Raw genomic sequence first — 23,850 nt, 5'->3', positions numbered from 1 at the left:
ATCCTTAGCGGCGGCCGCCGGTCTGCTTGAGGAAGTTGGCGAACAGTTCGTGGCCCTGTTCGGTCAGGATCGACTCGGGGTGGAACTGCACCCCTTCGATATTCAGTGTCTTGTGGCGCAGGCCCATGATCTCGTCGACCGAACCGTCGGCATGGGCGGTCCAGGCGGTCACTTCCAGGCACTCGGGCAGGGTTTCGCGCTTTACCACCAGCGAGTGGTAACGGGTCACGGTCAACGGGTTGTTGAGGCCGGCGAACGCACCCAGGTCACGGTGATATACCGGGCTCGTCTTGCCGTGCATCACCTGGCGGGCACGCACCACGTCACCGCCAAAGGCCTGGCCGATGGACTGGTGGCCCAGGCACACGCCCAGGATTGGCAGCTTGCCGGCAAAATGCAGGATGGCCTCGATGGACACGCCCGCCTCGCTCGGCGTGCACGGGCCCGGAGATACGACGATGCGCTCGGGGTTGAGGGCTTCGATCTGGGCGATGGTCATTTCGTCATTGCGAATGACCTTGACCTCGGCACCCAGCTCGCCAAGGTACTGAACGACGTTGTAAGTAAATGAGTCGTAATTGTCGATCATCAGTAACATCGGGTTAAACCTCTTGAATCTACTGACTTCAGAATTCGAACCTTCCTGCCCCCGCCAACAGGCGCGGCTTGGCCACAGGGGGCGGTAGAGAGGAAGGCAAACGGGGGCGGGCCGGACGGGCCGGCAGGGGATAAAGTCAGGCGCGCCAACGCCAACGGGCGTGGGCCTTGATAACGCGCATCAAGAGTTTGCTGACGATCAACACAGGATAGGTCTCGCTCATACGTCACGGCACAGTAGCCTACCGGGGCGGCGGGCGCAATATGCCTGTAAACACGGGGAAACGAATGGACTTGGGAGGGATGCACTGCGATTTGCTATGGTCGATCGGGTTGTCCTTCATAACAACAAAGAAAAGGATGTTCACCGATGCGAAAAGCACCGTTATTGCGCTTTACCCTCGCCTCACTGGCACTGGCCTGCAGCCAGGCGTTCGCAGCGCCCTCGCCCTACTCCAACATGATCGTATTCGGCGACAGCCTCAGCGACTCGGGGCAGTTTGGCGGCATACGCTTCACCAACCGCGATGCCAACGGCAATTATGCCCCGGTGTCGCCGATGATCCTTGGCGGGAAGCTCGGATTGGACCCGACAGCGCTGGGCCCTTCCACGTCCCCCATCAACCCGACGCTGGGGATTCCCGACGGCAACAACTGGGCCGTTGGCGGCTATACCACCCAGCAGATCCTGGATTCGATCACCACCACATCCGAAACCATCATTCCACCAGGGCGCCCCGGCGCCGGGCTGGTACTGCGAGAAAAGCCGGGCTACCTGGCCAACGGCCTGCGTGCCGACCCCAACGCGCTGTACTACCTGACCGGCGGCGGCAACGACTTCCTGCAAGGCCTGGTCAACAGTCCGGCTGATGCCGTAGCTGCAGGGGCCCGCCTGGCCGCCAGTGCCCAAGCCCTGCAGCAAGGTGGCGCCCGCTACATCATGGTCTGGCTGCTGCCCGATCTGGGGCAGACGCCGAACTTCAGCGGTACGCCGCAAGAGAACCCGCTGTCGCTGCTGTCCGGTGCCTTCAACCAGTCGCTGCTCGGCCAACTGCGACAGATCGATGCCGAGATCATTCCACTGAACATCCCGGTGCTACTGAGCGAAGCACTGGCCAGCCCCGAGCAGTTCGGCCTGGCCACCGGCCAGAATCTGGTCGGCACCTGTTACAGCGGTGAAGGCTGCGTGGAAAACCCGGTGTATGGCGCCAACGGCACCACGCCGGACCCGACCAAGCTGCTGTTCAACGACTCGGTGCACCCGACCATCGCCGGCCAGCAACTGATTGCCGACTACGGCTACTCGATCCTTTCCGCCCCGTGGGAACTTACCCTGCTGCCCGAAATGGCCCACGCCAGTGTGCGCGCCCACCAGGACGAATTGCGCAACCAGTGGCAGACACCCTGGCAGGCGGTGGGCCAGTGGCAAGCCTTTGTCGCCAGCGGCGCCCAGGACCTGGACTTCGACGGCCAGCGCAGCGCAGCCAGCGGCGATGGGCGCGGCTACAACCTGACCCTGGGTGGCAGCTACCGCCTGAACGATGCCTGGCGCCTGGGCCTGGCCGGCGGCGTGTACCGGCAGAAACTGGAGGCCGGCGCACAGGACTCGGACTACAAGCTGGACAGCTACCTGGCCAGCGCCTTCGCCCAATACCGCCATGACCGCTGGTGGGCCGATGCGGCGCTGACCGCCGGGCATCTTGATTACAGCGACCTCAAGCGCACCTTCGCCCTTGGCGTGAACGACCGCAGCGAAAAGGGCGACACCAATGGCGAGGCCTGGGCGATGTCGGGGCGGCTGGGCTACAACCTGGCGGCCGAGGGCAGCAGTTGGCAGCTGGCGCCGTTCATCAGCGCCGACTATGCGCGGGTTAAGGTGGATGGCTATGACGAGAAGAGCGGGCGCTCGACGGCATTGGGCTTCGATGACCAGGAACGTACCTCACGTCGTTTGGGCGTGGGGTTGCTGGGCAGTGTGCAGGTGCTGCCGAGTACCCGGCTGTTCGCCGAGGTGGCGCAGGAGCATGAATTCGAGGATGACCAGCAGGATGTGACGATGCACCTGACCAGCCTGCCGGCGAATGACTTTACCCTGACCGGGTATACGCCGCACAGCGACCAGACCCGGGCGAGCCTGGGGGTGAGCCATGAAGTGGTGGCGGGGGTGCATTTGCGCGGCAACTACAACTGGCGCAAGAGTGATGAGTTGACGCAGCAGGGAGTGAGTTTGGGCGTCAGCGTCGACTTTTGAATTGATGGGGCCGCTTTGCGGCCCTTCGCGGGCTCGCCCGCTCCCACAGGTACTGCACAGGCCTTGCAGCATGTGATCACCCTGTGGGAGCGGGCATGCCCGCGAAGGGCTGCAAAGCAGCCCCGATCAACATTTATTTGGCCGAAGTCTGCTCAGCCAGCGCCACCGCGCGGAACATCGCCCGGCGCTTGTTGATGGTCTCTTCCCACTCCAGCGCCGGCACCGAGTCGGCAACGATGCCGCCCCCCGCCTGCACATGCAGCTCACCGTCCTTGATCACGGCAGTACGGATCGCAATGGCGGTATCCATGTTGCCATTCCATGCGAAGTAACCGACGGCGCCACCGTAAACCCCACGCTTGACCGGCTCCAGCTCGTCGATGATCTCCATCGCACGAATCTTCGGCGCACCCGAAAGCGTACCGGCCGGCAGGATCGCCCGCAGCGCGTCCATCGCCGTCAGCCCTTCGCGCAGCTGGCCGGTGACGTTGGAGACAATGTGCATCACGTTGGAGTAACGCTCGATCACCATCTTTTCGGTCAGGCGCACGCTGCCGGTCGAGGAAACGCGACCAACGTCGTTACGGCCCAGGTCGATCAGCATCAAATGCTCGGCAATTTCCTTGTCATCCGACAGCAGGTCGTCTTCCAGCGCGCGGTCGGCCTCTTCGGTAGCACCACGCGGGCGGGTGCCGGCAATCGGGCGAACGGTGACCAGGTTGTCCTCGACGCGCACCAGCACCTCGGGCGAGCTGCCGACCACATGGAAGTCACCAAAGTTGAAGAAGTACATGTACGGCGTCGGGTTGAAGCAGCGCAGCGCGCGATACAGGTCGATTGGCGCAGCCTTGAAGTCGATCGACATGCGCTGCGACGGCACCACCTGCATGCAGTCACCGGCGAGGATGTATTCCTTGATACGGCCGACGGCGTTCTCGTAATCCTCGCGGGTGTAACTGGAGCGGAACTCCGGTTCGGCAGCCTGCGGGCCACTCAGGTCCAGGCCACGGCGTGGGGTGATCGGCTGACGCAGGGTTTCCAGCAGGCCTTGCAGGCGCGCCTGGCCCTGTTCGAAAGCCTGCTCTTGAGCCGGGTCGACCAGCACGATCGCGTGCATCTTGCCCGCCAGGTTGTCGAACACCACCACCGCATCGGACACCATCAGCAGGATATCCGGCACGCCCAGCGGGTCCGGGTTGGGGCTGGCGCCCAGGCGCTTTTCCACATAGCGCACGCAGTCGTAGCCGAAGTAGCCGACCAGGCCGCCGTTGAAGCGCGGCAGGCCGGGGATATCGGCAACCTTGTAACGGTCCTTGAAGGTTTCGACGAAGGCCAGCGGGTCTTCGACATCGTGGCTTTCCACCTCCACGCCATCCTGCAGGATGCTGACGTGGTAACCGTGCACACGCATCACGGTGCGCGACGGCAGGCCAATCATCGAGTAACGGCCCCACTTCTCGCCGCCCTGCACCGATTCGAGCAGGTACGAGTTGGGCTGGTCGGCCAGTTTCAGGTAGATCGACAGCGGCGTGTCAAAGTCGGCCAGGGTTTCGCAGGCCAGGGGAATGCGGTTGTAGCCGGCAGCGGCCAGGCGCAGGAATTCTTCGCGGGTCATGGGTAGCCTCGTGGCAAGCAGCAATAGGTCAGGCAAACGGACGGGCCGGCACGCGCCGGCAGGCTGAAGTCAGGCGCGCCAACGCCAACGGGCCAGGGCCTTGATGACTTTCATCCAGAATTTGCCGGTAACCGCCACGGTGGACTCTCTGTCTTGTGAGGCTTGAAGGTCCGCCAACGTTATCCCAGTGGCCAGGTCTGCGCAACCGGGCAGCAATGCGCGCAGGTCGTCGATCACCAGGCTGGGGGCTTCGTCGTGGATCGGCCGGCCATGGTTGTAGCCGTAGGTCAGGCCCACGCACTGCACGCCAGCCGCCTTGGCCGCCAGCACATCGCTGCGCGAATCGCCGACGAACAGCGACTGTTGCGGGGTAACGCCGGCCATCTGCATGACGAACAGCAGTGCCGCCGGGTCGGGCTTTTTCTGTGGCAGGGTGTCGCCGCCGATGATCCAGCGGAAGTAGCTGCCAATCTTCATCTGGTCCAGCAACGGGCCAACGAAGCGCTCGGGCTTGTTGGTGATCAGCGCCATCTCCACGCCCCGCTTGCGCAGCCAGCGCAGGGCGTCCTGCACTCCGGGGTAGACCACGGTCAGTTCGTGGCTTTCGGCATAGGCGTCCATGAACAGCGCCAGCGCCCGGTCGGCCAGCGCATCGTCCACACCGGCGTGGTCGATGCCACCGGCCAGCGCCCGGCGCACCAGCACCTGGGCGCCGTTGCCCACCCAATGGCGCACCGCTTCCAGGCCGGCGGGCGGGCGCCCCAGTTCGAGCAGCATGCGGTCCACGGCGGCTGCCAGGTCTGGCACGGAATCGATCAGGGTACCGTCCAGATCGAACATCACCAGCCTGGGCAGCGTCCCCGGGAACAGCTGCTCGAAGCCGCTCATGGGCGGGCCTGAGCCAGTTCGGCGCGCATCCTGGCGATGACTTCCTGGTAGTCCGGGGCGTTGAAGATCGCCGAGCCGGCCACGAAGGTGTCGGCGCCAGCGGCAGCGATCTCGCGGATGTTGTTGACGTTGACGCCGCCGTCGATTTCCAGGCGGATGTCACGGCCACTGGCGTCGATCAGCGCACGCGCCTCGCGCAGCTTGTCGAGGGTACCAGGAATGAACTTCTGCCCGCCGAAGCCCGGGTTGACGCTCATCAGCAGCACCATGTCGACCTTGTCCATCACGTATTTCAGGGCTTCCAGGCTGGTGGCCGGGTTGAACACCAGGCCGGCCTTGCAGCCACCGTCCTTGATCAGCTGCAGCGAGCGGTCGATGTGCTGCGAGGCTTCCGGGTGGAAGGTGATGTAGGTGGCACCCGCTTCGATGAAATCACCGATGATGCGGTCGACGGGGCTGACCATCAGGTGCACGTCGATCGGGGCGGTGACGCCGTACTTGCGCAGGGCGGTGCAGACCATCGGGCCGATGGTCAGGTTGGGGACGTAGTGGTTGTCCATGACATCGAAGTGGACGATGTCGGCACCCGCGGCCAGTACCTTGTCGACGTCCTCGCCCAGGCGGGCGAAATCGGCAGAGAGAATGGAGGGGGCAATAGCGTAGGGCTGCATGGCGCACCTGTTGGCAGAATCACGGTGGCGCGCATTGTAACCCAGGGAAGCGGATGAAGGCTGATTGGTATCAACGGGTTTCGACCAGCTGTTTCAGCCTGAATTGACCTCTTCGCGGGCACGCCCGCTCCCACAGGTACCCCCAAAAGGCCCGAGGGCAGTGGAAACCCTGTGGGAGCGGGCGTGCCCGCGAAGAGGCCAGTTCAGACAACTGACAATCAGGCCGGTTGCTGGGTCCTCAGCTTCTCGCTACGCCCACGCAACCACTCCAGGGTCAGCAGCAACACCACCGAGAAGGCAATCAGCAAGGTCGCAGCCGCCGCAATGGTCGGGCTCAGGTTTTCACGAATGCCACTGAACATCTGCCGCGGCAGGGTGGCCTGTTCCGGCCCGGCCAGGAACAGGGTCACCACCACTTCGTCAAACGACGTGGCAAAGGCGAACAACGCCCCCGAAATCACCCCGGGCGCGATCAGCGGCAGGGTCACACGGCGGAAGGCCAGCAGCGGCGAGGCACCCAGGCTGGCCGCCGCGCGCACCAGGTTGTAGTTGAAGCCCTGCAAGGTCGCCGACACGGTAATGATGACGAACGGCACACCCAGTATCGCATGCACCAGGATCAGCGAGGTGAAGCTGTTGCCCATGCCCAGCGGGGCGAAGAACAGGTAGCTGGCTACACCGATGATCACCACCGGCACCACCATCGGCGAAATCACCAGCGCCATCACCAGCGACTTGCCCGGGAAGTCGCCACGGGTCAGGCCGATGGCTGCCAGGGTGCCGAACACCATGGCCAGCACCGTGGCCGCCGGGGCGACGATGATGCTGTTCTTCAAGGCCCGCATCCATTCGGCCGAGGCGAAGAAGTCCTGGTACCACTGCAGCGAGAAGCCCTGCAGCGGGTATACCAGGAAACTGCCACTGTTGAACGACAGCGGCACGATCACCAGCACCGGCAGTATGAGGAACAGCAGGATAAGGCCGCAAAGAATGCGCAGGCTGTAGAACCACACCCGCTCCACGGGCGACATGTAAGGGCTCAGCATGACAAGTCTCCTCAGCTCAGGCGCAGGCGGCTGGCGCCGACCAGCCAGCTATAGATCAGGTACAACAGCACGGTCGCCAGCAGCAACAGCCCGCCCAGCGCGGTGGCCATGCCCCAGTTGATGCTGGTGTTGGTATAGAAGGCCACGAAGTAGCTGACCATCTGGTCGTTCGGGCTGCCCAGCAGTGCCGGGGTGATGTAGTAGCCGATGGCCAGGATGAACACCAGCAGGCAACCGGCGCCAACACCGGCGTAGGTCTGCGGGAAGTACACCCGCCAGAAGCTGGCGAACGGGTGGCAGCCCAGCGAGATCGCCGCACGCATGTAGCTGGGCGAAATACCCTTCATCACGCTGTACAGCGGCAGGATCATGAACGGCAGCAGGATGTGCACCATCGAGATGTACACGCCGGTGCGGTTGAACACCAGTTCCAGCGGTTGGTCGATGATGCCCATGGCCATCAGCGCGCTGTTGATCAGGCCACCCGACTGCAGCAGTACGATCCACGCCGCCACCCGCACCAGGATCGAGGTCCAGAACGGCAGCAGCACCAGGATCATCAGCAGGTTGCTTTGCCGGGTCGGCAGGTTGGCCAGCAGGTAGGCCAGCGGATAGGCCAGCACCAGGCAGATGGCGGTAATCACCACACCCATCCACAGGGTGCGGGCGAAGATGTCCAGGTAGATGGCCTGGTCCGGGGTGGCTTTGGCCAGTTCGCCAAGGTCATCGATACGGTGGTCGAGCGAAGCCAGCAGGTAGAACGAGGTGACCGTGCTGGTGTTGCGGCGGATCGCCTGCCAGTAGGCCGGGTCGCCCCAACGCTCGTCGAGCGCCTGCAAGGCATCTTTATAGGAAGCGGGCTCGCTCTTGAACGGTAGCGCCCGCGCGGTCTTGGCCAACAGGCTGCGGTAGCCGGCCAGCTCCATGTTCAGGCGCTTGGACAGGTCGCCCAGGGTCTGCTTCTTGCGCGATTCGGCCAAGTCCTGACTCAACGCCTTGTACACGTCCTCGCCCGGCAAGCTCTTGCCATCCCACTGGGTGATAACGCCCACCGTGCGCGGCAGGCCGCCAACCACTTCCGGGTTGCCGACGCTCTTGTACAGCAGCGCCGCGATGGGCACCAGGAACACCAACAGAAGAAACAGCGCCAGCGGCGCGATCAATGCCTGCGCCTTCCAGCGGTTGACCCGCTCGGCGTGCTTGAGGCGCTGCTTGAGACTTGGACCTGCGCCTTCTTTGAGGGGCACTGCAATGGCCATGGCGAACTCCGCGATACGAACTGAAAATGGGGCTGCTGCGCAGCCCATCGCCGGCAAGCCCGGCTCCCACAGGTACTGCACTGATTTCGAGACTTCCGATCCCTGTGGGAGCTGCCCCCTGCAGGTACTGCACTGGCCTCGGGGATGGCGCGGTCCCTGTGGGAGCTGGCTTGCCGGCGATGGGCCGCAAAGCGGCCCCCCGCACTGGTCGTTTACTTCTTCGCCGCCCAGGCGTTGAAGCGTTGCTCCAGCTGCTCGCTGTTGTCGGCCCAGAAGGCCACGTCGATCTGCACCTGGTTGGCAATGTTCTCAGGCGTGGTCGGCATGTCCTTCTTCACTTCATCCGACAACAGGCTCACGGCCTTGGAATTGGCCGGGCCGTAGGCGATGTTCTCGGAGTAGGTCTTCTGCTGCTCAGGCTGTACGCTGAAGGCAATGAATTTCTTCGCTTCCTCGACATTCTTGGCGCCTTTCGGGATGGCCCAGGCGTCGAAGTCATAGATGCCGCCGTTCCACACCACCTTCAGGTTGCTTTCTTTCTGCACTGCAGCGATGCGACCGTTGTAGGCCGAGCTCATGACCACGTCACCCGAGGCCAGGTACTGTGGCGGCTGGGCGCCGGCTTCCCACCACTGGATGCTTGGCTTGAGTTCGTCGAGCTTCTTGAAGGCGCGGTCCACGCCCTCTTTGGTGCCCAGCACCTGGTACACATCCTTCGGCGCCACTCCGTCGGCCATCAAGGCGAATTCCAGGGTGTACTTGGCGCCCTTGCGCAGGCCGCGCTTGCCCGGGAATTTCTTGGTGTCCCAGAAATCGGCCCAGCTGGTCGGTGCGGTCTTCAGCTTGTCGGCGTTGTAGGCCAACACCGTGGACCATACGAAGAAGCCCACACCGCAGGGCTGGATGGCACCCGGCACATAGTCACTTTCATTGCCGAACAGGGCCGGGTCGAGCTCTTCGAACATCCCCTCGTCACAGCCGCGGGCCAATTCTGGCGACTCCACTTCCACCAGGTTCCACGACACGCTCTTGGTGTCGACCATCGCTTTGACCTTGGCCATTTCGCCGTTGTACTCGCCTGCGACGATCTTGCCCTTGCCGGCCTTTTCCCACGGCTCGTAGAACGCCTTGACCTGGGCTGCCTTGTTGGCGCCACCGAACGAGACCACGGTAAGGTCTGCGGCCATGGCCTGGCCGGCGGCGAACAGCCCCAGGGCCAGGGCGGTCAGTTTCAACTGCTTGCGCATTATTATTCTCTCCACAGTACAGGGTTGGTGAAGCAATCCATCAATGGGCTTCGGCAATCGGATCGAGCGCGCGGGCGTGCTCCACCTCCCAGCCCAGCGGTACCACATCGCCCACGGCCAGGGCCGGGTCGAGCTCGGCAATCGGCTGTTTCACGAAGAAGTCGCCCTTGCCGCAAACTTCCAGGCGCACCCGCACGTGGTCGCCCAGGTAAATGAATTCGGCCACCCGGCCCGAGAAGCGGTTCACGCAGCTTTCGCTATGGCCGTTCAGGCGCACGCGCTCCGGGCGGATCGACAGGGTCACCGGCTCGCCGGCCTGGCCGACATTCACCGCCAGCGCCTCGACCCGCTCGCCACGCGGCAACTGCACCTGGCAGCGCTTGCCATCACTGGCGAGCAAAGTGCCGTTGATGCGGTTGTTCTCGCCGATGAAGTTGGCGACGAAGGTGTTGCAGGGTTCTTCGTACAGCGTGCGCGGGTCGGCGATCTGCTGGATTTCGCCTTGATGGAACACCGCCACGCGGTCGGACATGGTCAGCGCTTCACCCTGGTCGTGGGTCACGTACACCACGGTCACGCCCAGGCGCTGGTGAATGTGCTTGATCTCCATCTGCATGTGTTCACGCAGCTGCTTGTCGAGGGCGCCCAGCGGTTCGTCCATCAGCACCAGCTGCGGCTCGAATACCAGTGCCCGGGCCAGGGCCACCCGCTGCTGCTGGCCGCCGGACAGCTGGCCGGGGTAGCGCTTGGCGAAGGCGTCGAGCTGGACCATGTTCAGCACCCGCTTGACCCGTTCGCTGATGTCGGTCTTGCTCAGGTTGCGCACGGTCAGCGGGAAGGCCAGGTTCTCGGCCACGGTCATGTGCGGGAACAGCGCGTAGTTCTGAAACACCATGCCGATATCGCGCTTGTGTGGCGGCACGTTGTTGATCGACCGCCCGGCCAGCTGGATTTCACCGGCGGTAGGGGTTTCGAAGCCGGCCAGCATCATCAGGCTGGTGGTCTTGCCCGACCCGGACGGGCCGAGCAGGGTGAGGAACTCGCCCTTGCGAATATTCAGATTGAGGTCTTTGACGATCAGCGACTCGCCGTCGTAGCTCTTCTGCACACCACGGAAGCTGACCAGCGTTTCGCTGGTTGCAGCGTTCGACTTCGCCTCGCTCATGCCTGCACCTTCTTGTTGGATGACTGCGTAGGCAAAGACTAGACAAGCGGCAAGCGCCGGGAAATCGGGGGTGCTGAGAGAATGCCATCATCCGGATGGAAGATTTTTTGTAGGGATTCCCCTACAACGATGGCGGGTTTTGAATGCTCATCCGCGCCACCCGCCAAACCTGTGGGAGCGGGCTTGCCTGCGAAGGGGCCGGTTCAGCCATGGAGATCGGCAGGTCAGGCCCTTTCGCGGGCACGCCCGCTCCCACAGGGGCCTCGGTAAGTTCAAAGAGCAGGCATGTCGCAATCAGACCAGCTTGTGCTCCATGGCGTACTTCACCAGCTCGGCCAGCGAGTTCACCTTCAGCTTCTGCATCAGGCGCGCCTTGTGGGTGCTGATGGTCTTGCTGGACAGCGCCAGCTGCTGAGCGATGTCGTTGACGTTGGCGCCCTGGGCCAGGCGTTCGAACACCGAAAACTCCCGCTCCGACAGCAGCGTATGCAAGGGCCGCGACTCGGTCAGGCCGACTTCGAAGACCATGCGGTCAGCCAGCGCCGGGTCGATATAGCGCCCGCCAGCGGCAACCCGGCGAATCGCGGTCAGCAACAGCGCCGGGTCGCTGTCCTTGGTAGCATAACCCGCCGCCCCGGCCTTCAGCGCCCGCGCCGCCATCTGCGCTTCATCGTGCATCGACAGCATCAGGATTGCCGGCGCATCGTGCAACGCACGGATCCGCGGGATCGCTTCCAGGCCGTTCACGCCCGGCATAGAGATATCCAGCAACACCACTTCGCACGGCGTGTGGCGCAGGGTTTCCAGCAACTGCTCGCCATTACCGGCCTCCCCCGCCACCTGCATGTCCTTGGCCAGGCCAATCAACTGCTTGATGCCCTCACGGACAATGGTGTGGTCTTCGGCCACCAGCACTCGAATCACGATCGCTCTCCTACTCCAACGGTATGGCTACGCTCAGGCTGGTGCCTTCGCCCGGTTCACTTTCCAGCGCCATGCTGCCGCCCAGCATCAGCACCCGCTCGCGCACCCCTACCAGGCCAAACGAGGTGGGCCGGGGCTGGTCACGGCAAAAGCCCTGGCCGTCATCGCTGACAGTCATGCGCAATTGCCCGTGCTCACGCACCAGTTCGATCTCCACACTGTGCGCCTGGGCATGGCGCATCACGTTGGTCAGCGCCTCCTGGAGGATACGGAACAGCCCGGTGGCCTTGGCATCGCTCAATGCTGGCAGATTATCCGGTACTTGCACCAGGCAGGGGATTTGCGTACGTGCCTCGAAACGCCGTGCCTGCCATTCGATGGCCGAAGCGATGCCGGCATCGAGAATCGGCGGGCGCAAGGCGGTGGCCACGTCGCGCACCAACTGGAACAGTTGGGCGATCAGGCGCTTCATACTGGCCAGGCGCTCGTTCAGGCCCGGGTCCAGCTCGGCAAAAGCCAGCTCGCACATCGACACCTCCAGTTTCAGCACGGTCAGCATCTGCCCCAGTTCATCGTGCACTTCCCGGGCGATACGGGCCTTTTCTTCCTCCCGCACACTCTCGAGGTGGGCCGACAGTTCGCGCAACTGCTCTTGGGACCTGGCCAGGGCCAGCTCGGCCCGCTTGCCCTGGGTGATGTCCCACACCACGCCGTCCCACACCACCTGGCCGTTGCCCAGGCGCCGGGTGCTGGCCTTGATGTCGGCCCAGCGCTGCTCCCCCTGGCGGGTAAGGATGCGCCCCTGCCAGGACCAGTCCTGGTCGCTGGCCAGGGCCAGGTCCTGCACCCGGTGGTAATCGGCTCGGTCGTCGGGATGTACCAGATTGCGCAGGCCCATCTGCGGGTGCTGGATCTCGCTGGGCGCGTAACCCACCAAGGCCTCGCTGCCCTCGCTGATGTAGGGGAACTCCAGATCGCCTTCGGCCGGGTCGCGCTCCAGGCGAAACACCAGCCCTGGCACGTTGCCGGCAATGCCCTTGAGCCGCGCCTCGCTTTCGCGCAGGGCCGCCAGGGCGCGGTGGCGCTCGGTGACGTCGGCGAGGTAGACCACCAGGTATTCGGAATCACGAAACCGCAGAAAACTCAACGACAGCTCGACCGGAAGCAGGCTGTGGTCAGCCCGCAGGCACTGCGTCTCGAACTGGCCGACACCGCCCGCCCCGGTGCGCGCGCCCCTCCACAGCTCCAGCCAGCGGTCCATGCTCAGGCCGGGTTCAAAGTCGCTCAGTGGCCGCTCCAGCAGCGCGCCTTCGCCGTAACCCAGCATGCGCTCGGCGGCATGGTTGGCGTAGCGCACGTGGCTGTCCCAGTTGACCCAGAGGATGCCTACCGTGCTCTGATCGATGGCGAACTGGCTCAGGCGCAATGCTTCTTCGCGCACCTGCCGCTCCACCAGGCTCTCTCGCGTCGCCAGCAGGCTGCGCTCCAGCTGGCGCTGCTGGCGACGCTGCCATACCAGGGTGGCCAGTGCGCACAACAGCAGCATGCCCGACAGCAAGGCCAGGTTCTGCCAGAAACCGGTCGACTCGCTCAGCCGTGGGTATTTTGGCTGCAGCCAACGCTGGTGCAGTTGCTCCAGCTCCTTGGCCGGCAGCGCCTGCAGACCACGCTCGAGCACATCGGCCAGCAGCGGCCAGTCGCGCCGCGAACCGATGCGCAACAGCTGCGGGAGGCCGATATCACCGACCACGGCCAGCTCGCCGAACTCGCTCTCGCGCGACAGGCGGCTGAGCTGGGCTTCGTCCAGCACGGCGAAACTGGCCTGGCCACCCACCACCAGCTGCAGGGCCTCGCGCTCGTTGGGCACCCCTTGCAGGTTGAGGTTGCTGTAGTTGCCACGCAGGTAGTCCGCCAGCTGGCTGGGCATGCGTACCGCCACCCGCTGCTCGGCCTCGAGCGTTTCCAGGTCCACGGCCATGGTCCCGGTGCGCGGCCCAACCACCAGTTGCGGCACACGCATGTAAGGGTCGCTGAACAGCCACAGACGCAGGCTGGCGGGGGTCTGGGTAAGCCCTGGGGCAAAGTCGATTTCGCCGGCCTGCAGAGCATGCTCGAGGCTGGCCTGGTCGGCGAAGTTGCGCCAGGTAAGGTCCAGCCGCAGCGCCTGCGCCAGGCTGCTGACCAGCTCCACGTTGGCCCCGTACAGCTGCTGCAAGCGCCGGTCGAACTGAGCGTAGGGGGCCTGCAATACCAGGCCGACACGCAGGCTGCGGTGTGTATCCAGCCATTGCTGCTGGGCCGGTTCCAGGGCAACCGTGGGCACCGCCTCGGGGCTGGCCAATGCAATCAAGGGCAGCCACAAGCAGCCGATAACCAACAGGCGACGCATTCGCTTCATCTACACGCTCGTCTTGGCAAAGCGGCCATGCAGCATGGCCGTCACGGGCAAATACTATTAGGCTGCCGGTATCATTCTGGCCCTGGGTTGACTCATGTCCACACTTTATCGCACGACGCTGGCAATGTGCTGCCTGGCCTCGATCCTTCCACTCGGCGCCCTGGCCGCCGATGTCGAAAAACCCTCCACCGCCACCGAGGCACCCCCTGCCCAAGCCCCTCGCCCACCGCTGCTGGAGCGTAGCCAGGAGGATGCCCAGGCGCTTGAGCGGCTGGTGCCCAAGGCCGAGCAGCAAACCCTGCAGGCCGGCGCCGACAACTTCCTGGCCCTGTGGAAACCGGCCAACGACAGCGATCCGCAGGGGGCGGTCATCATCGTCCCGGGGGCTGGCGAAACGGCTGACTGGCCGAATGCGGTCGGCCCGCTGCGGCAGAAGTTTCCCGATATCGGCTGGCACAGCCTGAGCATCAGCCTGCCCGACCTGCTCGCCGACACCCCGCAGGCGCGGGTCGAGGCCAGGCCGGCTGCCCAGCCGGGGCCAGACAAGGGCGAAAGCGCCCCGGCCAAGGACGTGCCGGCCGATGCCAATGCCAACGTCGCCCAAGCTACGGCGGCCGATGCAGACACCGCAGAGAGTACCGACGCCAAACAGGCCAGCGAGCAAACCGACCCGGCCGATGCCGAGCGCGTTTTTGCCCGCCTGGATGCCGCGGTGGCCTTTGCCCAGCAGCACAACGCCCGCAGCATCGTGCTGATTGGCCACGGCAGCGGCGCATATTGGGCGGCCCGCTACCTGAGCGAGAAACAGCCACCGCAGGTGCAAAAACTGGTGATGGTCGCCGCGCAGACCCCAGCGCGGGTGGAGCATGACCTGGAAAGCCTGGCCCCGACCTTGAAAGTGCCGACTGCCGACATCTACTACGCCACCCGCAGCGCTGACCGCAATGCCGCCGCGCAGCGCCTGCAGGCCAGCAAGCGCCAGAAGGACAGCCAGTACCGGCAGTTGTCGCTGATTGCCATGCCGGGGAACAAGGCGGCCGAGCAGGAGCAGCTGTTCCGCCGGGTGCGGGGCTGGATGAGCCCGCAGGGGTAAGGTTTGCCATGATGGCCCTATCGCCGGCAAGCCAGCTCCCACAGGTACCCCACAGTATTCAAGATCTGTGCAATACCTGTGGGAGCTGGCTTGCCGGCGATAGGGGCATCAAAGCCCCCGCCGCTTGCGGATCATGGCATAAGCCTGATGCAACTCCCGGGTCCGCTCGGTCGCTTCACGCACCTGCGCCTCGCTGGCACCGGTGCCAGCCAGCTTGTCCGGGTGGTGCCGGCTGACCAGCCGACGATACGCCTGCTTGACCTTGTCGCCATCGGTGTCTGCCTCGACCGCCAGCAAGCGCAACGCCGCCGCATAGGTCATGGCCACCCCTTCCGGCCCCGCCTTGCGCGGCTCATACTCCAGCGACATGGCCTGCACCTGTCGCCGGCTCAGGCCCAGTTTCTGCCCCCAGTCCAGCAACAGTTCACGCTCTTTGTTGCCCATCTTGCCGTCAGCCCAGACCATGCGCCAACAGGCACGCAGGGTGCCTTCGGCGGCATGCGGCTGCTGGCGAATGCGCCGCAAGTGCCCACCCAGCCGGTCCTTGCCCGCCTTGCCACGGTTGAACGCGGCTATCGCGCGTAGCCGGGCCGCTTCGGTCAGGTCCAGGCGCACCATCTCCTGGCGCGCCTGCTGGATATGCTGCTCACCCACCCGGCCATCGCACTTGGCCAGGCGCCCGAGCATCACGAACAGCAACTCGTCGTCCCGCAAGGCCGGGCGCCCGCTGAGGCGTTCGCGCATGTCCTCCCAGCCTTGCAAACGCAGGCGGCGATCAATGGCCTGCCCCAGCAACGCGCCGAGCAAAGCCCCGGGGATGCTGGCAACGGCAAAGCCGGCACCGGCACCAATCACCGTGCTTGGCCACCACATGTCAGGCGCGCTCGCCAATCAGGCGCTCGGCCTCGGCCAGGCGTTCGAGCGTACCGACGTCCACCCAGTGCCCACGGTAGTGCTCGCCACTGACCTGGCCCGCAGCCATGGCCTGGCGCAGCAACGGCGCCAGCTTGAAGGCACCGGGCTGGCAGCCTTCGAACAGCGCCGGGTGCAACACCGAAAGGCCGCTGAAGGTCAACGTGCCAGGCGCATCGTCACCATCGACCACCCGCTCGCCCACCAGGCGGAAGTCGCCGCGGCCATGATGGCCAGGGTTATCGACCAGCACCAGATGAGCCAGGCCTTGCGGGGGGGCCTGCAGGCGCGCGAAATCGTAGTCGGTCCAGATATCGCCGTTCACCAGCAGGAACGGCGCATCTCCCAGCAGTGGCAGGGCCTTGAAGATGCCGCCGCCGGTTTCCAGCGGCTCGCCTTCGGGCGAATAGCGAATGCTCATGCCGAAACGGCTGCCGTCGCCCAGGTGGTCCTCGATCTGCTGGCCGAGCCAGGCATGGTTGATCACCACCTCGGTGACGCCCGCCGCAGCCAGGGCTCGCAGGTGGTACTCAATCAGTGGCTGGCCGGCGACAGCGACCAGCGGTTTGGGGGTGTGCAGGGTCAGCGGGCGCATGCGCTCGCCTTTGCCCGCAGCCAGAATCATTGCCTTCATGCACGCGCTCCGGCCTGCAACTCGGCAATCAGCTCACCCAGCTCCGCCAATTCGGGCCGACGGCTGATCACTTCTTTTATATAGGCGAAGAAGCGCGGCACGTCGCCCAGGTAGCGGGGTTTGCCGTCACGGTGGCAAATACGGGCGAAGATACCGATCACCTTCAGGTGGCGCTGCACACCCATCAGGTCGCTGGCACGCTGGAACGCTTCGAAGTCGGCCTGCACCGGGATCCCGGCAGCCTGCGCCTGCTGCCAGTAATCGCGCAACCAGCCCTCGACACGCGCCTGCGGCCAACTGAGGAAGGCGTCCTTGAACAGGCAGGTGATGTCGTAGGTGACCGGGCCGTACACGGCATCCTGGAAGTCCAGCACGCCGGGGTTGGGCGTGCTCTGCATCAGGTTGCGCGGCATGTAGTCGCGGTGCACCAGCACCTTGGGCTGGGCCAGGGCGCTGTCGATCAGCATCTGGCTGATACGCTGCCAGCTGGCTTGCTGCGCTTCGCTGAAGGTAACGCCAAGTTCACGCCCCACGTACCACTCGGGAAACAGTTCGACCTCGCGGCGCAGCAGGGCGTCGTCGTAGCTCGGCAACTCGGCGTCCATTGGTAGACGCTGAAACTTGAGCAACGCGTCGATGGCGTCGGCGAACAGGCCGTCGGCATTGTCCGCATCAATGATATCAAGGTATGTCTGGTGGCCCAGGTCACCCAGCAGCAGGAAGCCACGCTCCAGGTCCTGGGCGTGGATCAGCGGTACATGCACGTTGGCGCTGGCCAGCAGGTGGTCGATGGCGACGAACGGTCGGCAGTTTTCCTGCGGCGGTGGCGCATCCATGATCACGAAGCTGTGGCCAGCGCCCTGCCAGCGGAAATAACGGCGGAAGCTGGCGTCGCTGCTGGCCGCGGTCAGGCTGCCTGCGGGCACCTCGCCCCAGGCGTTTTTACGGAAAAGATCATTGAGCTGCTCATCGAGCCAGACCGTCAGTTGTTGCAGGCGTACATCGTGTTCAGGCATTACAAGGGTCTCCGACGGCCCTAGCCGTCAAGCGGGTCATGCTTTATTATCCAGCATCTTTTTCAGACCATCGAGAGGCGTGCGGCCCCACACGCGGGCAGATGGCACGCAGGAAGCCCGGACTAATAAGATGGCATTGAAATCCCCCGCGTTTCGTAGAAAGTTTCCGTTGCTGGTAACCGGCGGTCTGCTGGCCCTGCAACCTCTGGCCACGTCTTACGTGGTGGCAGCCGAACAGTTCGACTGCCAAGTGTCCGCCTCCGGTGGTTGGGACTGCAAGCCCAAGACCCCAGTCAACAACCTGCCGCCGCGCCCGGTGCACGAGGGTGCTGCCGTCAGCACCGGCACCGAAGCCGCGAGCGAAGGCGAAACTGCCGACCGGCCGATGCTGGTCACCGAGGCCAAAGGCCGTGCGCTGAAGTCGCGCAGCGAAGACTACAGCCACCTGGACTGGGTTCCGCGTGAAAAGCTCACTGCCGCGCAGCTGGCCGAAACCGGCCCGTACTGCGGTGGCGCGTACATCGAGCCAACCCGCCCGGGTATGGCCGACACCACGCCGAAGGACGAGTCGCCGACCTACATCAACGCCAAGGTGTCCAAGTACCAGCAGGAGCAGCAGATCGCTACCCTCGCCGGTGACGTGGTGATGCGCCAGGGCAGCATGCAGGCCGAAGCCGACGAGGCCAACCTCTACCAGACCGAAAACCGTGGCGAGCTCAAGGGCAACGTCAAGATCCGTGACAACGGTTCGCTGGTGGTCGGTGACGAGGCACAGATCCAGCTCGACACGGGCGAAGCCCAGGTCGACAACGCCGAATACGTGATGCACAAGTCGCACATCCGCGGCAGTGCCCTGTACGCCAAGCGTGGCGAAAACGCCATCATCCGCCTCAAGGACGGTACGTACACCACCTGCGAACCGGGCAGCAACGCCTGGCAGCTGAAGGGCAACAACATCACCCTGAACCCGGCCACCGGTTTCGGTACCGCGACCAACGTTACGCTGCGGGTCAAGGATTTCCCGGTGTTCTACACACCGTACATCTACTTCCCGATCGACGACCGTCGCCAGTCCGGCTTCCTGCCGCCATCGTTCAGCAGCACCAGCGACACAGGCTTCATGCTGGTCACGCCGTACTACTTCAACCTGGCGCCGAACTACGATGCCACGTTGTACCCGCGCTACATGACCAAGCGCGGCCTGCTGATGGAAGGCGAGTTCCGTTACCTGACACCTTCCAGCGAAGGCCAGTTCGGTGGCGCGTACCTCAACGACAAGAACGACGACCGCAAAGACCAGACTGACTACAAAGAACAGCGCTGGATGGTCAACTGGCAGCACAAGGGCGGGCTGGACGAGCGCCTGATGGCCGAGGTGGACTACACCGACATCAGCGACCCGTTCTACTTCCAGGACCTGGAATCCGATCAGATTGGCGTTGAAACCCAGGACCTGCTGAACCAGCAGGGTGCTCTGACCTACCGTGGTGACAGCTATACCGCACGGTTGAACGTGCATGCCTACGAGATGGCGACCATCTCGAAGATCACGCCGTATGATCGCCTGCCGCAGATTACCTTCAATGGCAAGCTGCCATACGAACCGGGCGGGCTCAATCTTGCCTATGAAACCGAGGCAGTCCGTTTCGATCGTGACCTGAAAGACGACTTCGTATTCAATGAAGACGGCGTTCCCGACACTTCGGCTGGTGCACCTGGCCGTCGCCTGGACCAGAACGTCAGTGGCATTGCCCGCGCCAACGGCAACCGCTTCAACGTTGCACCGTCGATAAGCCTGCCGATGGAAGCCAGCTACGGCTACCTGACCCCCAAGCTGAAGTACGCGTACACCCACTACGATCTGGACCTGGACAGCCAGGGCAAAGCCCAGGCAATCGCACAGTCGGCCAACCCGGCGTACGGCAGCTACAACAGTTCGCTGAACCGCGACATCCCGATCTTCAGCGTAGACAGCGGGCTCTACTTCGACCGCAATACCTCGTTGTTCGGCAACAATTACAAGCAGACCCTCGAACCGCGCATGTACTACCTCTACGTCCCGTACAAGGACCAGAAGGACATTCCGCTGTTCGACTCGGGTGAAACCCTGTTCAGCTACGACTCGCTATTCCGTGACAACCGCTTCAGCGGTACCGACCGTATCGGTGACGAGAACAAGCTGTCGCTGGGCGTGACAACCCGCTGGATCGAGGACAATGGCTTCGAACGCCAGAACTTCAGCATCGGTCAGGCGTACTACTTCAAGGACCGCAAGGTCCAGTTGCCAGGCATCAACTACCGTACCCGTGACGATGCGAAGTCCGATGTATCGCCGTACGCGCTGATGTACAACTACTTCTTCAACCGCGACTGGCGCTTCAATTCGGACTTCAACTGGGACCCGGACAGCCGCAGCACCCGCTCGGGCAGCGCGATGTTCCACTACCAGCCTGAAGACAACCCGAACAAGGTGGTCAACCTCGGTTATCGCTACCGTAACGACACTATCTCCTACGACTCCACGACCGGTACCTGGAAAGTGGGCGGTGGCGACTACGGTGTTCCTGGTAGCCCGAACTACATCAAGGACTACTACAAGATCCAGCAGCATGACTTCTCGGTCATCTGGCCGATCGTTCCGCAGTGGAGCGTCATCGCTCGCTGGCAGCATGACTACAACCGCAACCGGACCCTGGAAGCCATGGGCGGTTTCGAGTACGACAACTGCTGCTGGAAGCTGCGCCTGATCAACCGCTACTGGATCGACTACGACGACTTCAGCCAAGCCCTCCCGGCTAACGAAAAGGGCGACCACGGCATCTTCCTTCAGATCGTCCTGAAAGGCCTCGGTGGTGTAGTCGGCAACAAGGTCGAGTCTTTCCTCGACCAAGGCATTCAAGGTTACCGTGAACGTGAAGACCAAGCTTATTGATCGACTGCGCCCGGCGTTGCTGGGCGTTGCATTGCTGAGTGGCGCGGTGCATGCCGCGGTACAACCTCTTGATCGCGTGGTGGCCATCGTCGACAACGACGTGGTCATGCAAAGCCAGCTGGACCAGCGCGTCCGCGAGGTTCAGCAAACCATCGCCAAGCGCGGCGGCGGCATGCCGCCCGCCGGCGCGCTGGACCAGCAGGTGCTGGAGCGCCTGATCGTCGAGAACCTGCAGTTGCAGATCGGCGAGCGCTCCGGCATCCGCATCACCGACGAAGAACTGAACCAGGCCATGGGCACCATTGCCCAGCGCAACGGCATGTCGCTGGAGCAGTTCCACGCCGCCCTGGCCCGTGACGGCCTGTCGTTCGACGACGCCCGTGAGCAGGTCAAGCGCGAGATGATCATCAGCCGCGTGCGTCAGCGCCGCGTGGCCGAGCGCATCCAGGTGTCCGAGCAGGAAGTTAAGAACTTCCTCAACTCCGACCTCGGCAAGATGCAGATGTCGGAAGAATACCGCCTGGCCAACATCCTGATCCCGACCCCGGAAGCGGCCAACTCGGAAGCCATCCAGGCCGCCGCACGCCAGGTTGGCGATGTGTACCAGCAGCTCAAGCAGGGCGCGGACTTCGGCCAGCTGGCCATTGCCCGCTCCGCCAGCGAAAACGCCCTGGAAGGCGGCGAGATGGGCTGGCGTAAGGCCGGCCAGCTGCCGCCAGACTTCGCCAAGATGCTCAGCAGCATGGCGGTAGGCGACATCACCCAGCCAATTCGCATCCCCAACGGCTTCATCATCCTCAAGCTCGAGGAGAAGCGTGGGGGCAGCGAGAACGTGCTGCGTGACGAAGTGCATGTGCGCCACATCCTGATCAAGCCAAGCGAAATCCGCAGCGATGCGGCCACCGAGCAACTGGCCGAGCGCCTTTACGATCGCATCAAGAACGGCGAAGACTTCGGCGAGCTGGCCAAGAGCTTCTCGGAAGACCCGGGTTCGGCGCTCAACGGCGGCGACCTCAACTGGGTTGACCCGAACAGCCTGGTACCGGAGTTCCGCGAGCAGATGGCCAACGCCGCCCAAGGCGAAGTCACTCGCCCGTTCAAGACCCAGTACGGCTGGCATGTCCTGGAAGTGCTGGGCCGTCGTGCCACCGACAGCACCGAGCAGGCGCGTGAGCAGCAGGCCATGAACGTACTGCGCAACCGCAAGTACGATGAAGAGCTGCAGACCTGGCTGCGCCAGATCCGCGACGAGGCCTACGTTGAAATCAAGCTGCCTGGCGCTGACCAGGCCGCCCAGTGAAGCCGCTGCGCTTCGCCGTCACCCCCGGCGAGCCGGCCGGCATAGGCCCCGACCTGTGCCTGCTGCTCGCCGCAGACGCCCAGCCCCACCCCCTGATCGCCATCACCAGCCGTGACCTGCTCGCCGAGCGGGCCACACAGCTGGGGCTGGCCGTCAACCTGCTGCCGGTAGCGCCGGGCCAATGGCCCGAGCAGCCGGCGCCAGCGGGTAGCCTGTACGTCTGGGATACCACCTTGGCGGCCCCGGTAGTGCCAGGCCAGCTCGACAAAGCCAATGCGGCGTTCGTGCTGGAAACCCTGACCCGTGCCGGGCAAGGCTGCCTGGACGGGCATTTCGCCGGGATGATCACCGCCCCGGTACACAAGGGAGTGATCAACGAAAGCGGTATCGCCTTCTCCGGGCATACCGAATTCCTCGCCGAACTCACCCACACCGCGCAAGTGGTGATGATGCTGGCTACCCGTGGCCTGCGCGTGGCCCTGGTAACCACGCACCTGCCGCTGCGCGACATTGCCGACGCCATCACTGCCGAGCGCGTCGAGCGTGTAACCCGTATCCTGCATGCCGACATGCGCGACAAGTTCGGCATTGCCAACCCGCGCATCCTGGTATGTGGCCTCAACCCGCACGCGGGCGAGGGCGGCCACCTGGGCCGCGAGGAAATCGACATCATCGAGCCGACCCTGGCCCGCCTACGTACCGAAGGCATGGACCTGCGCGGACCACTGCCGGCCGATACCCTGTTTACCCCCAAATATCTGGAGCACTGCGACGCGGTGCTGGCGATGTACCACGACCAGGGCCTGCCCGTACTCAAGTACAAAGGCTTCGGTGCTGCGGTCAACGTGACCCTGGGCCTGCCGATCATCCGCACCTCGGTTGATCACGGCACCGCCCTTGACCTGGCCGGCACCGGCAAGGTCGACACCGGCAGCCTGCGCGTCGCGCTGGAAACCGCCTACCAGATGGCCGAGAACCGACCATGAACGAGCAATACCAACACCGGGCGCGCAAGCGCTTCGGCCAGAACTTCCTGCATGACGCCGGCATCATCGACCGCATCCTGCGTGCCATCAACGCCAAGGCTGGCGAACACCTGCTGGAAATCGGCCCGGGCCAGGGCGCCCTGACCGAAGGCCTGCTGGGTAGCGGCGCACAGCTGGACGTGGTGGAGCTGGACAAGGACCTGGTGCCGATCCTGCAGCACAAGTTCGCTGGCCGTAGCAATTTCCGCCTGCACCAGGGCGACGCCCTGAAGTTCGACTTCAACCAGCTGGGCGTGCCACCGCGCAGCCTCAAGGTGGTGGGCAACCTGCCCTACAACATCTCCACCCCACTGATCTTCCACCTGCTCAGCCATGCCGGGCTGATTCGCGACATGCACTTCATGCTGCAGAAGGAAGTGGTCGAGCGCATGGCCGCCGGCCCTGGCGGTGGTGACTGGGGGCGTTTGTCGATCATGGTGCAATACCACTGCCGCGTGGAGCACCTGTTCAATGTAGGCCCAGGTGCCTTCAACCCGCCGCCGAAAGTGGACTCGGCCATCGTCCGCCTGGTGCCGCACGAAGTGTTGCCACACCCGGCCAAAGACGCAAAGCTGCTGGAGCAGGTGGTACGCGAAGCCTTCAACCAGCGCCGCAAGACCCTGCGCAATACCATGAAAGGCCTGCTCGACAGTGCCGCCATCGAGGCTGCAGGCGTGGACGGCAGCCTGCGCCCCGAACAGCTGGACCTGGCGGCCTTCGTGCGCCTGGCTGACCAGTTGGCCGATCAGCCCAAAGCCTGATACAAGCTGATCCGGCCCCTTCGCGGGCACGCCCGCTCCCACAGGTAAAGCCCCCCCTTCAAATGTGGTGGGATCCTGTGGGAGCGGGCGTGCCCGCGAAGAGGCCAGCACAGACA

Annotated in this window: 19 protein-coding genes; 6 read left to right on the top strand and 13 right to left on the bottom strand. The window is 64.1% G+C overall.

All coding sequences use genetic code 11. From position 1 onward, the window contains the following. Positions 1 to 4: 4 nt before the first annotated feature. Positions 5 to 598, bottom strand: coding sequence for an aminodeoxychorismate/anthranilate synthase component II (locus tag CAF70_RS18210; protein WP_085626271.1), 594 nt, complete (start codon positions 596 to 598; stop codon positions 5 to 7). Between the two features lie 369 nt (positions 599 to 967). Here CAF70_RS18210 and estP point away from each other — a divergent pair, with 369 nt between their 5' ends. Further along, positions 968 to 2,848, top strand: coding sequence for an esterase EstP (gene estP, locus CAF70_RS18205; protein ID WP_085626270.1), 1,881 nt, complete (start codon positions 968 to 970; stop codon positions 2,846 to 2,848). A gap of 133 nt (positions 2,849 to 2,981) precedes the next feature. Here estP and trpE read toward each other — a convergent pair whose 3' ends face one another. From trpE to CAF70_RS18160, 9 genes are all read right to left on the bottom strand, one after another. Then, the gene (gene trpE / locus CAF70_RS18200) at positions 2,982 to 4,463 is read right to left on the bottom strand and encodes an anthranilate synthase component I (RefSeq protein WP_061550910.1); all 1,482 of its coding nucleotides are present in this window, start codon (positions 4,461 to 4,463) and stop codon (positions 2,982 to 2,984) included. Between the two features lie 69 nt (positions 4,464 to 4,532). After that, positions 4,533 to 5,351, bottom strand: a complete 819-nt coding sequence (locus tag CAF70_RS18195; RefSeq protein ID WP_085626269.1) for a phosphoglycolate phosphatase — start codon at positions 5,349 to 5,351, stop codon at positions 4,533 to 4,535. After that, the gene (gene rpe, locus CAF70_RS18190; protein WP_085626268.1) at positions 5,348 to 6,022 is read right to left on the bottom strand and encodes a ribulose-phosphate 3-epimerase; all 675 of its coding nucleotides are present in this window, start codon (positions 6,020 to 6,022) and stop codon (positions 5,348 to 5,350) included. The genes CAF70_RS18195 and rpe overlap by 4 nt, the downstream gene beginning before the upstream one ends. Positions 6,023 to 6,240: 218 nt before the next feature. Beyond that, positions 6,241 to 7,068, bottom strand: coding sequence for an ABC transporter permease (locus CAF70_RS18185; RefSeq protein WP_085626267.1), 828 nt, complete (start codon positions 7,066 to 7,068; stop codon positions 6,241 to 6,243). Positions 7,069 to 7,079: 11 nt separating this feature from the next. After that, positions 7,080 to 8,327, bottom strand: a complete 1,248-nt coding sequence (locus CAF70_RS18180; protein ID WP_085626266.1) for an ABC transporter permease — start codon at positions 8,325 to 8,327, stop codon at positions 7,080 to 7,082. A gap of 212 nt (positions 8,328 to 8,539) precedes the next feature. Continuing rightward, complete coding sequence (locus CAF70_RS18175; protein ID WP_085626265.1) at positions 8,540 to 9,574, bottom strand: ABC transporter substrate-binding protein; 1,035 nt, start codon at positions 9,572 to 9,574, stop codon at positions 8,540 to 8,542. Positions 9,575 to 9,614: 40 nt separating this feature from the next. Then, on the bottom strand, positions 9,615 to 10,739 hold the full coding sequence (locus tag CAF70_RS18170) for an ABC transporter ATP-binding protein (protein ID WP_085626264.1): 1,125 nt from the start codon (positions 10,737 to 10,739) through the stop codon (positions 9,615 to 9,617). Positions 10,740 to 11,033: 294 nt separating this feature from the next. Next, complete coding sequence (locus tag CAF70_RS18165) at positions 11,034 to 11,666, bottom strand: response regulator transcription factor (RefSeq protein ID WP_170929296.1); 633 nt, start codon at positions 11,664 to 11,666, stop codon at positions 11,034 to 11,036. 7 nt (positions 11,667 to 11,673) lie between these two features. After that, positions 11,674 to 14,061: a PAS domain S-box protein gene (locus CAF70_RS18160; protein ID WP_085626263.1), complete on the bottom strand. Its 2,388-nt coding sequence runs from the start codon at positions 14,059 to 14,061 to the stop codon at positions 11,674 to 11,676. Positions 14,062 to 14,155: 94 nt separating this feature from the next. Here CAF70_RS18160 and CAF70_RS18155 point away from each other — a divergent pair, with 94 nt between their 5' ends. Continuing rightward, the gene (locus CAF70_RS18155; RefSeq protein WP_085626262.1) at positions 14,156 to 15,154 is read left to right on the top strand and encodes an alpha/beta hydrolase family protein; all 999 of its coding nucleotides are present in this window, start codon (positions 14,156 to 14,158) and stop codon (positions 15,152 to 15,154) included. 108 nt (positions 15,155 to 15,262) lie between these two features. Here CAF70_RS18155 and CAF70_RS18150 read toward each other — a convergent pair whose 3' ends face one another. Genes CAF70_RS18150 through CAF70_RS18140 form a run of 3 tightly spaced genes read right to left on the bottom strand, consistent with a single transcriptional unit; the run spans position 15,263 to position 17,716 of the window. Next, positions 15,263 to 16,027 (bottom strand): TerB family tellurite resistance protein, encoded by a 765-nt coding sequence (locus CAF70_RS18150; protein WP_085626261.1) that lies wholly within the window; start codon positions 16,025 to 16,027, stop codon positions 15,263 to 15,265. 1 nt (position 16,028) lies between these two features. Continuing rightward, positions 16,029 to 16,700, bottom strand: coding sequence for an N-acetylmuramate alpha-1-phosphate uridylyltransferase MurU (gene murU, locus CAF70_RS18145; protein WP_085626260.1), 672 nt, complete (start codon positions 16,698 to 16,700; stop codon positions 16,029 to 16,031). Next, positions 16,697 to 17,716: an aminoglycoside phosphotransferase family protein gene (locus CAF70_RS18140; protein ID WP_085626259.1), complete on the bottom strand. Its 1,020-nt coding sequence runs from the start codon at positions 17,714 to 17,716 to the stop codon at positions 16,697 to 16,699. Before CAF70_RS18140 ends, murU begins: the two co-directional genes overlap by 4 nt. 130 nt (positions 17,717 to 17,846) lie before the next feature. Here CAF70_RS18140 and CAF70_RS18135 point away from each other — a divergent pair, with 130 nt between their 5' ends. Genes CAF70_RS18135 through rsmA form a run of 4 tightly spaced genes read left to right on the top strand, consistent with a single transcriptional unit; the run spans position 17,847 to position 23,734 of the window. After that, positions 17,847 to 20,648 carry an LPS-assembly protein LptD gene (locus CAF70_RS18135; RefSeq protein ID WP_085626258.1) on the top strand — a complete coding sequence of 934 codons (2,802 nt, stop codon included), beginning with the start codon at positions 17,847 to 17,849 and terminating at the stop codon, positions 20,646 to 20,648. After that, entirely contained in the window at positions 20,629 to 21,948 is a 1,320-nt protein-coding gene (gene surA / locus CAF70_RS18130) for a peptidylprolyl isomerase SurA (protein WP_085626257.1), read from the top strand. The genes CAF70_RS18135 and surA overlap by 20 nt, the downstream gene beginning before the upstream one ends. After that, positions 21,945 to 22,934, top strand: a complete 990-nt coding sequence (gene pdxA, locus CAF70_RS18125; protein WP_085626256.1) for a 4-hydroxythreonine-4-phosphate dehydrogenase PdxA — start codon at positions 21,945 to 21,947, stop codon at positions 22,932 to 22,934. The genes surA and pdxA overlap by 4 nt, the downstream gene beginning before the upstream one ends. After that, entirely contained in the window at positions 22,931 to 23,734 is an 804-nt protein-coding gene (rsmA, locus tag CAF70_RS18120) for a 16S rRNA (adenine(1518)-N(6)/adenine(1519)-N(6))-dimethyltransferase RsmA (protein ID WP_085626255.1), read from the top strand. The genes pdxA and rsmA overlap by 4 nt, the downstream gene beginning before the upstream one ends. Positions 23,735 to 23,850 lie beyond the last annotated feature (116 nt).

The sequence above is a fragment of the Pseudomonas sp. B19(2017) genome (genome assembly GCF_002113165.1).
GTDB lineage: Bacteria > Pseudomonadota > Gammaproteobacteria > Pseudomonadales > Pseudomonadaceae > Aquipseudomonas.
Note: the sequence above shows the minus strand (reverse complement) of the source record. Positions and strands in the feature narration are given on the sequence as shown.